The sequence below is a fragment of the Arthrobacter sp. Ms25 genome (genome assembly GCF_059090365.1).
The window spans coordinates 641,542-655,827 of the sequence record NZ_JBNHFP010000003.1 but is presented as its reverse complement, the minus strand read 5'-3'; the positions used below and the strand labels follow the sequence as shown (position 1 = coordinate 655,827).

At 67.7% G+C, this 14,286-nt stretch carries 14 protein-coding genes and 1 riboswitch; of the genes, 3 read left to right on the top strand and 11 right to left on the bottom strand.

The annotated features are described in order from the left end of the window. Positions 1-74 precede the first annotated feature (74 nt). The gene (locus AC5RT8_RS11305) at positions 75-962 is read left to right on the top strand and encodes an aminodeoxychorismate lyase (protein WP_494095798.1); all 888 of its coding nucleotides are present in this window, start codon (positions 75-77) and stop codon (positions 960-962) included. A gap of 11 nt (positions 963-973) precedes the next feature. Here the strand turns inward: AC5RT8_RS11305 and AC5RT8_RS11300 are convergent, their stop codons facing one another. Genes AC5RT8_RS11300 through AC5RT8_RS11290 form a run of 3 tightly spaced genes read right to left on the bottom strand, consistent with a single transcriptional unit; the run spans position 974 to position 3,989 of the window. Continuing rightward, positions 974-1,777 carry an energy-coupling factor transporter transmembrane component T family protein gene (locus tag AC5RT8_RS11300; protein WP_494095797.1) on the bottom strand — a complete coding sequence of 268 codons (804 nt, stop codon included), beginning with the start codon at positions 1,775-1,777 and terminating at the stop codon, positions 974-976. Then, positions 1,774-3,369: an ABC transporter ATP-binding protein gene (locus AC5RT8_RS11295; protein WP_494095796.1), complete on the bottom strand. Its 1,596-nt coding sequence runs from the start codon at positions 3,367-3,369 to the stop codon at positions 1,774-1,776. The genes AC5RT8_RS11300 and AC5RT8_RS11295 overlap by 4 nt, the downstream gene beginning before the upstream one ends. Positions 3,370-3,371: 2 nt before the next feature. Next, entirely contained in the window at positions 3,372-3,989 is a 618-nt protein-coding gene (locus AC5RT8_RS11290; protein ID WP_494095795.1) for an ECF transporter S component, read from the bottom strand. Positions 3,990-4,078: 89 nt separating this feature from the next. After that, positions 4,079-4,213: riboswitch (TPP riboswitch) on the bottom strand. Between the two features lie 91 nt (positions 4,214-4,304). Between AC5RT8_RS11290 and AC5RT8_RS11285 the strand changes: the two genes are divergently transcribed. Next, on the top strand, positions 4,305-4,568 hold the full coding sequence (locus AC5RT8_RS11285; RefSeq protein WP_494095794.1) for a DUF4235 domain-containing protein: 264 nt from the start codon (positions 4,305-4,307) through the stop codon (positions 4,566-4,568). On the opposite strand, the gene mnhG is transcribed toward AC5RT8_RS11285, so the two are convergent. Genes mnhG through AC5RT8_RS11255 form a run of 6 tightly spaced genes read right to left on the bottom strand, consistent with a single transcriptional unit; the run spans position 4,565 to position 11,131 of the window. Further along, positions 4,565-5,143, bottom strand: coding sequence for a monovalent cation/H(+) antiporter subunit G (gene mnhG / locus AC5RT8_RS11280; RefSeq protein ID WP_494095793.1), 579 nt, complete (start codon positions 5,141-5,143; stop codon positions 4,565-4,567). The two genes, AC5RT8_RS11285 and mnhG, sit on opposite strands and share 4 nt — an antisense overlap. A gap of 4 nt (positions 5,144-5,147) precedes the next feature. Then, positions 5,148-5,408, bottom strand: a complete 261-nt coding sequence (locus tag AC5RT8_RS11275; RefSeq protein ID WP_494095792.1) for an MrpF/PhaF family protein — start codon at positions 5,406-5,408, stop codon at positions 5,148-5,150. Continuing rightward, on the bottom strand, positions 5,405-5,983 hold the full coding sequence (locus AC5RT8_RS11270; RefSeq protein WP_494095791.1) for a Na+/H+ antiporter subunit E: 579 nt from the start codon (positions 5,981-5,983) through the stop codon (positions 5,405-5,407). The genes AC5RT8_RS11275 and AC5RT8_RS11270 overlap by 4 nt, the downstream gene beginning before the upstream one ends. A 14-nt stretch (positions 5,984-5,997) precedes the next feature. Then, on the bottom strand, positions 5,998-7,608 hold the full coding sequence (locus AC5RT8_RS11265) for a Na+/H+ antiporter subunit D (protein ID WP_494095790.1): 1,611 nt from the start codon (positions 7,606-7,608) through the stop codon (positions 5,998-6,000). Next, entirely contained in the window at positions 7,605-8,090 is a 486-nt protein-coding gene (locus tag AC5RT8_RS11260) for a Na(+)/H(+) antiporter subunit C (protein ID WP_494095789.1), read from the bottom strand. The genes AC5RT8_RS11265 and AC5RT8_RS11260 overlap by 4 nt, the downstream gene beginning before the upstream one ends. Then, the gene (locus AC5RT8_RS11255) at positions 8,087-11,131 is read right to left on the bottom strand and encodes a Na+/H+ antiporter subunit A (protein ID WP_494095788.1); all 3,045 of its coding nucleotides are present in this window, start codon (positions 11,129-11,131) and stop codon (positions 8,087-8,089) included. The genes AC5RT8_RS11260 and AC5RT8_RS11255 overlap by 4 nt, the downstream gene beginning before the upstream one ends. A 222-nt stretch (positions 11,132-11,353) precedes the next feature. Here AC5RT8_RS11255 and AC5RT8_RS11250 point away from each other — a divergent pair, with 222 nt between their 5' ends. Then, entirely contained in the window at positions 11,354-12,727 is a 1,374-nt protein-coding gene (locus AC5RT8_RS11250) for an MFS transporter (RefSeq protein WP_494095787.1), read from the top strand. Positions 12,728-12,775: 48 nt separating this feature from the next. Here the strand turns inward: AC5RT8_RS11250 and dcd are convergent, their stop codons facing one another. Together dcd and AC5RT8_RS11240 are read right to left on the bottom strand one after the other, a co-directional pair. Then, positions 12,776-13,396, bottom strand: a complete 621-nt coding sequence (dcd, locus tag AC5RT8_RS11245) for a dCTP deaminase (protein ID WP_494095786.1) — start codon at positions 13,394-13,396, stop codon at positions 12,776-12,778. A gap of 21 nt (positions 13,397-13,417) precedes the next feature. Then, positions 13,418-14,272, bottom strand: a complete 855-nt coding sequence (locus AC5RT8_RS11240; protein ID WP_494095785.1) for a tryptophan 2,3-dioxygenase — start codon at positions 14,270-14,272, stop codon at positions 13,418-13,420. Positions 14,273-14,286 lie beyond the last annotated feature (14 nt).

The following is a 14,286-nucleotide window of genomic DNA, read 5'->3' as shown; positions in this document are numbered from 1 at the left end:
CTCCCAGACGCCGCCTTCCGACCAGCCTATCGGTCCTGCGGTTCAGGCTGTGCCCGCGCGGCTACGCTGGGGCCATGACTGTTCTGGTTTTCCTGGATTCCGCCTTTCCCGACGGGCGTCCGGCCGACGCCGGTGTGCCGCACCTCATGGTCACTGACCTGGGTGTGACGCGCGGAGACGGGATTTTCGAATCCCTGCTGGCCGTCGACTCGGTGCCCCGCAAGCCGGACGCCCATCTGGACCGGCTGGCGTCCTCCGCCCGGCTGCTGGACCTGGAGGTGCCGCCTCGGACGGCCTGGGAACGGGCCATCGCCACCGCACTGGCGCTCCACGCGGAGGAGCAGTCCGACGGTTCCGGCCGCACCGGCCGGGCCGCAGTGAAGCTCGTGGCCACCCGCGGCGTCGAGGGTGCGCACACCCCGACGGCCTGGGTCCAGGTAACCGCCGCAGCCGATGCCGCACCGCAGCGCTCGGAGGGCCTCAAGGTCCTGCTGCTGAACCGCGGCTATGACAGCCAGGCCGCCGCCCATGCTCCGTGGCTGCTGCTCGGCGCCAAGACGCTCTCCTACGCCGTGAACATGGCGGCCCTTCGCTACGTGCGGCAGAACGGCGCCGACGACGCCATCTTCACCTCGTCCGACGGCAAGCTCCTCGAAGGGCCCACGTCCACCGTTGTGCTCGCCCGCGAACGCGGCGGGGTCCGGACCCTGCTGACCCCCGAACGGCGCAGCGGCATCCTGGCCGGAACCACCCAGGATGCCCTCTTCAGGGCCGCCGAGGCAGCCGGCTGGGAACTGGGGTACGGTCCGCTGGTGCCCGAGGACCTGTTCACGGCCGACGGCGTCTGGCTGGCCTCCAGCATCCGGCTGCTGGTGCCGGTGCGTTCGGTCGACGGCCGGGAACTGCCCTTCTCCGAGGACCTGAACACCGAACTGGGCAAGCTGGCGGACGCCGCCCTCTAGGGGAAACCGCCTCAGGTGAGGATGAAGGTGAACGTCCCGGCCGCCACGGCTGCCGCTATGGCCGCAGCGGATACGGTTATCCCGGCTCCCAGGACGAGCACGTCGATCCTGCTGAAGGTCGACGTCCGGGCCCAGGTCCGCTCCGCCGCTCCGAAGCCGCGCGCTTCCATGGCCGTGGCGAGGCGGGTGGCCCGGCGGATAGCCTGCACCAGCAGCGCCAGGGACTGCCCGGCGAAACCCCGGAGCCGGGCTGCCCGGCCGGCGTCCGATCCCGCGCCGCGGGCGTGCCGGGCCAGGCCGATGGTGCGCCATTCCTCCACGAGCAGTCCCACCAGGCGCATGGCAGCCAGCGCCCCGAGGACAAACCGGTGCGGCAGCCGCAGCTTCTGGGCAAGGGCGTCGGCCAAATCGGTGGGGTCCGTGGTGGCCAGCAGGTAGATTCCCGGCAGGGCGATTGCCAGGCCCCGCAGCCCGATGGCGATGCCCGCGCCCACCGACCCGGAGGTGAACACCAGCGGGCCCAGGTCCACCAGCACCGTTCCGGTTTTTTCCGCCAGCAGCGCGGTGCCCCACGAGCCAATCACCGCCGCGGCCAGCAGCGGCCAGATCCGCCGTGCCAGCGTGGAGGCCCGGATGTGCAGCAGCGGCAGCAGGGCCAGTTCCGCCGTGAGGACGACGGCGGCGCTGACCCAGTCCACCGTAATCAGCACCGCCGCGGTCAGCAGTACCGCCGCGGCGAGCTTGGAGAGCGGATTGGCCCGGGCCAGGAATGTTCCGGCAGGGCGGGCCGGCGCCCCGGCCACGGCGGCGCTCACCGGCGCACCTCCCCGGCTGCCGTTCCGGCGGGAACATCCGGGCCCAGGGTCCCGTCCGCGGCCCGCAGGTTCCGGGAGGCGAGCGCCCGGACAAACTCAGCGTCGTGGGTCACGGAGACCACGCACCGCCCCTCCGACAACTGTTCGCGCAGCAGTGCCACGAGCTCGGCCCAGGTCCGGGCGTCCTGCCCGAAGGTCGGTTCATCCAGGAGCAGGATGGACGGTTCCGTGGCGAGCATGGTGGCCACGGACAGGCGCCGTTTCTCCCCGCCCGAGAGGGTGAACGGGTTGGCGTCGAGCAGCGCGTCCAGCCGGAGCCGTTCGGCCAGCAGCTGTACCCGGACCAGCACCTGCGCTTCCGGCTCCCCGCCCAGCCGTCGGGGACCGAAGGCAAGTTCGTCCCGCACGGTGGTGGCCAGGAACTGGTGTTCGGGTTCCTGGAAGACAGTGCCGATGCGGTCCACGAGCTGCGCCGAGGTCCAGCGGCCCGGTTCCGTGCCCGCGGTGCCGGCCAGCGGCGGAGCTGCGGCCAGGGTGCCGTCCCGCGGCAGGAGCAGTCCGCCCAGGGTCAGGGCGAGGGTGGACTTGCCGGCACCGTTGGGTCCGGTGATCCCGACGGCGGTGCCGGCGGCCAGTGCCAGGTCCGCTCCGGCCAGTACGGCCGGACCGCGGACGGACCGCGCAACGGCCAGCCCGCGGGCTTCCAGCAGCAGGGGTCCGGCCGCTGCCGGGGTCCACGGACCTCCCGGGATCTCCGGCGCGGTGCCCGGAAGCCAGACGCCGGATTCCGCCAGGGTGCGCCGGTACCCCGGATTTCCCAGCACGTGTTCCGGCGGACCGTCCGCAAGGACGCCTCCGCCGGCGGAAAGGACCACTACCCGGTCCACGACGCCGGCCCAGACCTCCACCCGGTGTTCGACCACAATGAGCGTTGCACCGGTGCGGTCGAGCACCCGGGTCACGGCGTCGCGGATTTCCGCTACGCCGTCCGGGTCCAGGTTGGCGGTGGGTTCATCGAGCAGCAGCAGCCCCGGTTCCATGGCCATCACGGAGGCCAGCGCCAGGCGCTGCTTCTGCCCGCCCGAGAGCGCTGACGTCGAGCGGTCCAGCGGCACGGCCAACCCGACGTCGGCGAGGGCGGACCGCACCCGCGGCCAGATCTGAGCGGCCGGGACGGCCAGGTTCTCTGCGCCGAACGCCACTTCGTCCCCTACCCGGGACAGGACGGTCTGGGAGTCCGGATCCTGCAGGACCAGCCCGGTCCTGCCGCGGGCAGCGGGATCCGCCGGGTGGACGCCGTCGAGCGTCAGCGTCCCGTGTTCCTCCCCGCCGGTGTCGGGGCCCAGGACGCCGGCGAGGGCGTGCAGGAACGTGGACTTTCCGCCACCCGAGGCGCCCAGCAGCAGCACCCGCTCCCCGGGGGAAATGGCCAGGTCCAGGCCGGACACCGCCGAACCGGTCCGTCCCCCGTGCCGCCAGCCCCAGCCCCGTGCCTCCACCGCCGCGGGGCGGGAACGCCGGGAGGCCGGGAGCGGGCCGGACGGAACCGGGCCGGGCCGGCGGTTCCGACCGCCCTTCCTACCGAACAGCACCGCTACGCCGTTCCCGTCCGGCCGGACGCGAACGGGGCGAGTGCACCTGTCCGGGCCAGCGCCCGGACCGCCAGCCAGGACAGGCCGCCGGCGATGACCGCACCGGAAAGGCAGGTGAGCAGGACGTAGAGCAGCTGCCACTGTGCGGCCCATTCCACGTTGTACAGGACGTTTTCACTCAGGCCGAGGAACAGGCCCGCGCCCAGGCCGGCGAGCAGCGCCACGGGCAGGGAGAACCGGCGGTACAGGAAGAGCAGGAACACCAGTTCGGCGCCCAGGCCCTGCAGGAAGCCGGACAGCAGGACGGAAAGGCCGAACTGCGTGCCCAGCACGCCCGAAACGGCCGCGGCCAGCATTTCGCAGTAGATTGCCGCACCGGGTTTGCGGATGATGAGCCCGCCCAGCACCCCGGCAATCAGCCACCCTCCGGTATAGAGCCCTGCGAGCGGCGGAAAAGCTGCGGTGAGGGCGCTGATCCCGGCATAGCCCAGGGACCAGGCCCAGAAGATCACGCCGACGGCCACCGCAAGGACGGAGGCAACAACAATGTCGACCACCCGCCAGGTACGCCTCGAGGCTGCAGGCCGGGTGTGGTGCGGTGCTGCGGAAAGGTCTTTCATGAATATCCTCCTGATATCAGGAGGGGAGGGAGATACTGCGCCGCGAAACCGGCGCACTCCCCCGCAGGCCGTTACCGGCCAACGGGGAATTCCCTGAGCTCTCGACTCCCTTCGCCGGTACTAACCGGATCAGGTTCGAGGGTCTGCGGCTACCCGCACTCTCAGCGCCTTTTCCTTCGCGGTCCGAAGACCTGCTGCGGGACGGCGCTCCCCTGTCGTATGTTTGCGGTTCCACTCTACACACGCACCCCCGATCCGGCGACGGGCAGACGGGTACCGTAGGGTTAGGGAAAACGCCCGAAGCTAGGAGTATTCATGAACCTGATCCTCAAACTGCTGGGAACCGGAGCGAGTGTCCTCTCCGGCATCGTCGCCGCCAAGGTGCTGGACTTCGTCTGGACCAAGGCCACCGGCAACGAGCCGCCCAAGGATGCCGAAGGCAGCCTGGAAAACAGCCTCCGCTCAGCCGTGGCTTTCGCAGTGGTCTCGGGCGCCGTCAGCTCCGTCATCCGCGTGCTGACGAACCGGGGTACGCAGCGGGCTATCCAGCGCTACCAGAAGACTCCGGAAATCGTCTAGGCCGCACCGTCCTTGCCTCTGCCGCAGGCGGAGGAGCCGCGCTCAGCCCTCGGGGTTTTCTCCGGGCGCTGGGCGTCGCTGTTTAAGCCGTCCCCGGCACTTCCGCGGGCACGCAGCAGCTCGTCGTCGTCGAGCTCCCCGGTATACCGGTGCCCGGGATCGTCATCCACGCGCGGATCATCGTCCTCGTCTTCGAGGGCCTCGTCCTCTTCCGCCTCCCGGAGCAGGCGCTGTGCCCGCTCGACGACGTCGTCCAGCTCGTCGATCACCAGCAGTTCCGGCCGCAGGTGCTTGGTCCGGTACCCGGCGCGGCCCACCATGTGGGCGGAAACCGGTGCGGTCAGGAGCATGAAGATCCAGGCCACGAACAGGATGGGCAGCAGCTTCCAGCTCCGGAATTCCACAGCCAGGGCCAGCAGGAACAGGAGCAGCCCGAGCACCTGGGGTTTGGTGGCAGCGTGCATCCGGCTGAGCAGGTCCGGGAAGCGGATCAGGCCGACGGCGGCGGCCAGGGACATTGAAGCCCCGCCGATCATCAATACGGCCACGATGGCGTCATAGACGGTCTCTTCCATGGTGCTACCGCCGATCCGTCACGAAGCGGGCCACCGTCACGGAACCGATGAAGCCGATGAGGGAGATGGCGACCACCAGCGCCAGGTAGTCCAGGTTGCGGTAGACGATCATGTCGGTGATCAGGGCAGCCCCGACAATGGCCAGCAGTACGTCCGATGCCAGCACCCGGTCCAGGATCGAGGGGCCGCGGGCAATCCGGTAGATGGCGCCGGCGCCGGACACGGCCAACATGACGGACACTGCCACCACGGCTACGGTCATCATGCCCGGCCTCCGATCTTTCGTTCCCGTGTTTCTTCTGTTTCGGCGCGCAGGGCGGCCAGCTCCTCTTTGGTTCCGAGTATGCGGATCAGCCAGGCTTCCGCGTTCAGGGCATCCGCCCGCACCCTTTCGGCCTGTTCCGCCGTGGACACGTCCAGGGCGTGCAGGTAGAGAGTCGAGGTGGAGCGGTCGACGTCGACAATCAGCGAACCCGGGATCAGGGACAGCACATGGCCGGTGGCCGTGACCAAAAGGTCCGACCGGCTGCGCAGCTTCACCCCGATGACGCCGTTGCGGATCCGCGGGCCGCGGACAAGGGCCAGCCGGAACACATGGATGCTTGCCTGCACCAGCTTGTAAAGGAAGCGCCCCGCGAAGGCGACCGCGTAGAACGGGTTGAATCTGCCGCTGAGCTCCACGGGCGGGAGATAGAAGATGTTCGCCACGACAAAGGCGATGGCGGCCCCGAAGATCAGGTTGCCGGCACTGAAGTCCTGCCAGAGCGCGCCCCACAGGAACACCAGCCAAATCAGCAGGGGCAGCTCCTGCAGGAGCGGGACGCGCGACCGCTTGCGCATGCGTGCTTCCTTGGTCACTGGGCGGCCCCCTCGCCGAGCACGGCTTCAATGTACGGTGTCCGGTCCAGCAGGTCCCGCGCGGCGTCGTCGCTGAGCGAAAACAGCGGTCCGGCGGCCACCGTGAGGGCGACGCCGAGGGCAACCAGGCCCACCGTGGGGTAGACCATGGTACGGGGCAGCAGGTCCACGGATTCCCTGCCGGAGAAGCGCCCCGTGGCGTGCTCGATGACATGCTCGGAGCTGCGCAGGCTGGAACCGTCGGTGCTGGTGGCCAGCAGAATGGGGTCCGGGTGCACGGCGTCCTCGGGGGTACGCCAGAACGCGCGGTTCCACACCCGCGCCATCACCAGCAGGGTCAGCAGGCTGGTGGCGGCGCCCGCACCCACCAGGACGTATGCCAGCGGGGTGCCCAGTTCCACGCCGGCCTGCATCAGGCCGAGTTTGCCCAGGAACCCGGAGAACGGCGGGATGCCGGCGAGGTTGATGGCCGGGATGAAGTACAGGACGGCCAGCAGCGGCGCGAGTTTGGCGAGGCCGCCGAGCCGGTCCATGTTGGCGGTGCCGCCGCGGCGTTCGATCAGGCCCGTGACCATGAACAGCGATGTCTGCACCGTAATGTGGTGCACCACGTAGAACACGGCGGAACCGATGCCGACCACGGATGCGATGGCCAAGCCGAAGACCATGTAGCCGATGTGGCTTACCAGGGTGAAGGAGAGCATACGTTTAATGTCGGTCTGCGCCAGGGCACCCAGGATGCCCACCAGCATGGTCAGCCCCGCCACCACCATCAGCAGCGTGTTGATCCGGTCCCCGGGGAAGAGCAGGGTCTCGGTGCGGACCATGGCGTAGACGCCCACCTTGGTCAGCAGGCCCGCGAACACGGCGGTGACCGGGGCCGGGGCGGTGGGGTAGGAGTCCGGCAGCCAGAAGGACAGCGGGAAGACAGCGGCCTTGATGCCGAACGCCACCAGCAGCATCAGGTGCAGCATCAGCTGCGTCGCCGGGTCGAGGTCGCCGAGTTTCAGCGCCAGGTCAGCCATGTTCACGGTTCCGGTGGCGGCGTAGATCATGGCAATGGAGATCAGGAACAGCAGCGAGGACACCACGCTGACCACAACGTAGGTCACGCCGGCCCGGATGCGCGGCGTGGTCCCGCCGAGGGTCATCAGGACGTAGCTGGCGGTCAGCAGGATCTCGAAGCCGACATACAGATTGAACAGGTCCCCGGCCAGGAAGGCGTTGGACACCCCGGCGACGAGGATCAGGTAGGTGGGATGGAAGATGGAAATGGGTCCGTCTTCGTCGCCGTCGGCCATACCCTGGCCGGTCGCGTAGATCAGCACCGACAGGCTGATCGCCGAAGAGACCACCAGCATCAGTGCCGAGAACTGGTCCACCACCATCGTGATGCCGAACGGCGGAAGCCAGGCACCCAGGTTGACGGCCTGCGCCCCGGACTGCCAGACCGACCCCAGCAGGATAATCTCCAGGACCAGGGTGACACTGAGGATACTGATGCTCACTGCACGCTGGGAGCGCTGGTGGCGGATCAGGATGAACGCGAGGGCCGCACCGAGGACCGGCAGCACCACCGCCAACGGGGCAAGGCTGGCTGTGGTCATCGTGTCACCTCCGGTCCGTTTGGTGTGTTGCTGCGCTGGGAGCCGGGAGCCTCTTCGGCTTCCTCCGGCGGTGTGAATTCCGTGGTGTCCTCCGGGACGTCCGCGTCGTCTTCGGCGTCGAAGCTGCTCTGGCTGGCCACGCGCCGGTCCTCGATATCGTCCTGGACCTCGTCCTGCCGGCCCAGTACCCAGGACCGGTAAATGATGCCGAGCATAAAGGCCGTCACCGAGAAGGAGATCACGATCGAGGTCAGGATGAACGCCTGCGGGAGCGGATCGTTGTAGGCGTCCGGCGCGATGTCCTTGTTGAAGATCGGAGCCAGGCCCGCCGGTCCGCCCGTGGCGAGCAGCAGGATATTCGTTGCGTTGGTGAGCATGGCCAGGCCCAGCACCACACGCGTCAGGCTCCGCTCAAGCAGCAGGTAGATGCCGGCCGCATACAGGCAGCCCATAACCAGCAGGAGGGTGAGGTTCACCGTCACCGTGCCACCTCTTCCTCTTCGGGCCGGGGTCCGTCGCCGGCGTCGGCCCGGGAAGCAAGCTCGATGATCTGCGGTTCCTCCACAATGTCCTCGTCGTCGTCGTCGGCATCGCCCTCGCTCCGCTCGTCGATTTCCGAGCCGAGGCTGCGCAGGACATCCAGCACCAGCCCCACCACCACCAGGTACACGCCGATGTCGAAGATCGTGGAGGTGACGAATTTGACCTCTCCGAAGACCGGCCAGGTGAACTTGAGGATCATGCTCTGCAGGATCTGCCCGCCGAAGAACAGCGGTGCCGCGGCGGACAGGGCAATCACGCCCAGACCGCCGCCCAGCAGCGTACCGGCACTGACCGGGCTGGCTTCGGCCAGCTCGAAGCGCCCGCCGGCCAGGTAGCGGATGGTCAGCGCCAGCCCGGCCATCAGCCCGCCGGCGAATCCGCCGCCGGGCGCATTGTGCCCGGCGATCAGCAAATAGACCGAGAACAGCATGACGGAGTGGAACAGCAGCCGGGTGATGACCTCGAAGATGATGGACCGGCGCTCGGGTGCCAGGGTCCGTCCCGCCACCAGCCAGGCGTCGCGGCCTACGCTGGAGAATTTCCGAGCGAGGGCGAGGGTGGCCTCGCGGCGTCCGGTGGGGGCGAACTGCTCCCGGCCGCGGTCCACGGAACCGCTGGCCACGCCCTCTGCCCGGCGCCGCTTGTCGCCGCGTCCGCGGACGAAGATCAGGGAGGCAAGGCCCGTGGCCGCGATGGCCAGCACGGTGATTTCGCCGAACGTGTCCCAGGCGCGGATATCGACCAGGGTGACGTTGACGATGTTGGACCCGCCGCCGCCCTCGTAGGCCAGCTCCGGGAAATCGAGGGATACGGGCGCGGCGACGCGGGAGGCCATGGCGGTCATGGCGAACACGACCATGCTGGCACCGAAGACGATGCCCAGCAGCGCCCGCAGGAAACGGTGGCGCTTGGGTTCGCGCTTCCACAGGCGGGCGGGCAGGGACCGCAGGGCCAGCACAAAGGCGACCAGCACAATCGTCTCGACGAGCATCTGGGTCAGGGCCAGGTCCGGAGCGCCCTGCAGGGCGAAGATCAGGGCGATGCCGTAACCGCTGACGGAAACCATCAGCACCGCAAGGAACCGCTTGGTAGCACGGGCCGCGGCAACGGCACCCAGGACAACCGCCGCTCCGACCACCGCCTGCAGCGGGGTGTCGTACAGGCGGAAGTTATCCGGCATGGGCGCGGACCGCAGGATCAGGGCCGTCATCGGCGTGAGGATCGCCATGGTCAGGATGACGAACAGGTAGAACGTCAGCGAACCGCGCTGCGTGCGTCCGGTTACCCATACGGCGACGTCGTCGAGCACCCCGATGGTGCCGCGGTAGGACCGCTCGGCGTCAAGCGGGGACGCGACGTCCCGCTGGAGGGATTCCACCTGCCGGGCCATCAGGAACAGGACGACGCCGACGCCGAGCGTGAGCGCGGTCAGTCCAAGCGCCGGGGTCAGGCCGTGCCAGAGGGCCAAGTGGGTGGGTTTGCCTTCCGCCGGGAAGAGATCCGCGTAGGAGGCAATCGCGGTATCCAGCGGTGCGGGCCAGAGCCCGAAGAGCACCGTGACGCCGGCCAGGATCGCCGGAGCCGCGAGGAAGGACCAGGACACCGTCTTGAACGGGGTGGGCGCGCAGCCCTCCTTGGCGGCGAAAGCACCCCAGATGAAGCGGGCACTGTAGGCAAAGGTCAGCATGGAACCCGTCACCACGCCAGCGAGCAGGAGCCACGCCGCGATGGTGCCCTGCTGCTCGCCGTAATGTACAAACGTTTCGTAAATCGATTCCTTGGCCACGTACCCGAGGAGCGGCGGCACACCCGCCATGGACGCAGCACCGATGACGGCGACGACGGCGAGCTTCGGCGCTGCACGAAAGATGCCGGAGAGTTTGCGGATGTCCCGGGTTCCGGCCTGGTGGTCAATGATGCCGACCACCAGGAACAGGGTCGCCTTGAAGAAGCCGTGTGCCAGGAGCATGCCCATTCCGGCGACGGCGGCCTCACGGTTGCCCAGGCCCACCACCAGCGTGAGGAAGCCGAGCTGGCTGACCGTGCCGTAGGCGAGGATCAGTTTGATGTCGTACTGGCGCAGGGCGCGCCAACCGCCCAGCAGCATGGTCGCCAGGCCCAGCACCAGCACCATCGGGTGCCACAGCAGCGTCTCGGAGAAACCGGGGGCCAGCCGGGCAATCAGGTAGATGCCGGCCTTCACCATGGCCGCGGCATGCAGGTAGGCGCTGACCGGGGTGGGAGCCGCCATGGCCGCAGGCAGCCAGAAGTGGAAGGGCACCAGCGCGGACTTCGAGACGGCACCGACCAGAAGGAGGGCAATGGCCACGTCGACCAGGGTCCCGGCCTGCACCAGTTCCGGTGCCTGCGCCATGATCTCCGAAATCCGGTACGTCCCGGCAGCGGTGCCGAGCATGATCATGCCGACCAGCATGGTCAGGCCGCCGAAGGTGGTGACGATCAGGGCTTGCAGGGCCGCACGGCGGGCGGAGAGCCGGTGCGCCGCGTACCCGATCAGCAGGTAGGAAAGGATGGTGGTCAGTTCCCAGAAAATGAACAGCAGGATCAGGTCATCTGCCGTAACCAGGCCGAACATTGCGGCAGCGAAGGCCAGCAGCTGGGCACCGAAGCTGCCCATTTTCGGGTCATTGGGCCGGAAGTACCGGGCACAGTAGAACAGGACCAAGGCGCCCACGCCGAGGATCAGGATGGACAGCACAGCCGCAAGGGTGTCCATCCGGAAGGCGAGCTCCACCCGCAGGTCCGGAATCCAGGCAATGGTGACGGACGGCGGCGCGTTCGGTGCACCGGAGGCCAACGTCTGGTCCGCGCCCGTGTAGCTGCGGAAAGTCACCATCAGCCAGACAAACGCGGCGGCGGGGAAGGCCGCCAGGACGTAGAAGGCCGACCTGCCGATGCGGCGGAACAACAAGGGCGCTACTAGTGCCACCGCAAACATAACGGTGAGCACAAACAGCACTATGATCTCCCGGGCTTTTGTCGACGTCGCAGCGGTGGACAGCCGTAGCTGTCGCTGTGGTTATCGCTGTAGTTATCAAGGGGGCGGTCAAGGTCGGTACATCCATTCTACCCATGCCACATGTGCCTCCTCCTATTCGGGCCGTTCTGCAGGACGGAGCGTTCCCGGCGTTTTAGCCCTTGAATACCGCTGCCTGGCCCGTCAGCCGCTAGGCTCTGCGGCATGAGTCTCAGCACAAAAAACACGTCTAAACCCCCGGCAGCCGGGGGGCCGGCACCTGCGCGCTGGAAGCAGGTCGGGGCATGGGCTGCCTGGGACTGGGGGTCTGCGGCCTTCAACGCCGTGATGACGACTTTCGTGTTCACCGTGTACCTGACGTCCGCTTCATTCGGGGACGCGGATCGGAATTCAGCCGTCCTTGGTGCGGCTCTTGCAATCGCCGGTGTCGCCGTCGCCGTCCTCGCGCCGGTCACCGGCCAGCGCTCGGACGCGGGCGGACGCCGCCGCAAATGGCTGACCATCAACACCCTTCTGACCTGCGCATTGGTGGCCGCGTGCTGGTTTGTCCTGCCCAACCCCAACTACCTGATCCTTGGCGTGGCCCTGATCGCCGCGGCGAACCTGTTCTTCGAGTTTGCCGGCGTGAACTACAACGCCATGCTCAGCCAGGTCTCCACTCCGGCTTCCGTAGGCAGGATCAGCGGACTTGGCTGGGCCATGGGCTATGTGGGCGGCATTGCCGCACTGGCCCTGGTCCTGGTGGGTTTCGTCCAGCCTGAGGTGGGCTGGTTCGGGGTAACTGCCGAAAACGGATTGAACCTGCGGTCGGTGGCATTGTTTTCCGCCGTCTGGTTCCTGCTCTTCGCCCTGCCGCTGATGTTCGCCGTGCCCGAGGTCCCCCGGCAGGACCAGGCGGCGCGGTTGGGGATCCTGGCGTCCTACAAGCTGCTGTTCCACCGCATCAAGGTCCTCTTCCGGACCGACCGGCACACCATTTACTTCCTGCTCGCCAGCGCCGTCTTCCGGGACGGGCTCGCAGCGGTGTTCACGTTCGGCGGCGTCATCGCGGCGGGCACCTTTGGCTGGGAGCTGTCCGAAGTGATCATGTTTGCCATCTTCGGCAACGTGGTCGCTGCCGTGGGCTCCGTGATCGGCGGGTTCCTGGACGACCGCGCCGGCCCCAAGGCCGTGATTGTCGGTTCGCTGATCGGGCTGATCCTTGCCGGGACGGCCATCGTGGTCCTGGGGCCGGAGGACCAGGACCTGTTGGGGCTGCAGTGGAGCGGTGACACGACCTTCTGGATCTTTGGCCTGCTGCTATGCCTGTTCGTCGGCCCGGCCCAGTCCGCCTCCCGCGCATTCCTGGCCCGGCTTGCCCCGGAGGGCAAAGAAGGCGAACTGTTCGGCCTGTATGCCACCACCGGACGGGCGGTCAGCTTCCTGGCACCCACCCTGTTCTCCGCCTGCATCGTCATCTTCGGAGCCCAGCGCTACGGCATCATCGGCATCATGGCCGTGCTGCTGGCCGGCCTGCTGGTCCTGCTTCCGGTCCGTTCCCCTGCGGCACGGACCGCACCGGCCGCCGATAAGGGCTAAGCGCTACGGGTTCGGCCTACGGGCCTGCGGTCTCTCCCCGCCAGGCCCCTAGGAGGCGCTGATGCCCGCCGTGTCTTCGTCAGTCGAGGCAGCGCTGACATCGGTGCGGTGGAAGTTCAGGTGGCTGCGCGACGCCGTCGGGCCCCGCTGCCCCTGGTACCGGTTGCCGTAGCGGCCGGAGCCGTACGCGTGCTCCGCCGGGGAGCTCAGCCGGAAGAAGCACAGCTGGCCGATCTTCGAGCCGGGCCACAGCTTGATGGGCAGGGTCGCCATGTTGGACAGCTCCAGGGTGACATGGCCGGAGAAACCGGGGTCAATGAACCCGGCGGTGGAGTGCGTGAGCAGGCCGAGGCGTCCGAGCGAGGACTTGCCTTCCAGCCGCGCGGCGATGTCGTCCGGAAGGGTGACCTGCTCGTAGGTGGAGCCCAGGACGAACTCGCCGGGGTGGAGGATGAACGGTTCATCCGGATCCACTTCCACCAGGCGGGTCAGCTCGGGTTGGTCCTGCGAGGGATCAATGTGGGCGTACTTATGGTTGTCGAAGAGCCGGAAGAAGCGGTCGATGCGCACATCGACGCTGGAAGGCTGGACCATTGCGGGGTCATAGGGGTCCAGGGCAATCCGGTTGTCGGCAATCTCGGCTCGGATGTCGCGGTCAGAAATCAGCACTCTTCAAAAATAGCGCATGCCCTAGCGGCCGATTTCTGTCCTCACCGCATATAACTCCGGGAAAAACGTGAGTTCGAGGGCCCGCCGCAGGAAGCCCGCACCGCTGGAACCGCCGGTTCCCCGCTTCATGCCGATGGTGCGTTCCACCGTTTTCAGGTGTCGGAAACGCCACAGCTGGAAATTGTCCTCCAGGTCCACCAGCTCTTCGCAGGCTTCGTACACGTCCCAGTTCGCAGTCGGGTTTTCGTAGACGTACTTGTAGACCGCCAGCAGCGACTCGTCGTAGACATGCGCCCGGGTAACGTCCCGCTCCAGGAGTTCGGGCGCCACTGCGTAGCCCCGGCGGGCGAGGTAGCGGATAAATTCGTCGTAGATGCTGGTTTCCGAGAGCAGCCCGGACAGCAGCTCCTGAGCAGCGGGGTCTGCCGCAAACACGGCAATCATTGCCTCGTTCTTGTTGCCCAGCAGGAACTCGACGGCACGGTACTGGTAGGACTGGAATCCGCTGGATGCACCCAGGTCATCGCGGAATTCGGAATACTCGGACGGGGTCAGTGTTGCCAGCACGGACCACTGCTCCGTCAGCGAGCGCTGGATGTGCTTGATCCGGGCAATGCCCTTCATAGCCGAGCGAAGGTCGTCCGCCGCCAGGCGGGCACGCACGGCGAGCAGCTCATGCAGGACGAGCTTCAACCACAGTTCCGAGGTCTGGTGCTGGATGATGAACAGCATCTCGTCGTGGTGCTCCGGGCTGCTCACCGGATGCTGCGCGGTGAGCAGCTCGTCCAGGGCAAGGTAGGACCCGTAGCTCATCTTGTCGCTGAAGTCCCGTTCAATGCCTGCTTCGAGGCTGCGGGTGTTCTCGTTCGGGCTCATGCCCACCACGGTAT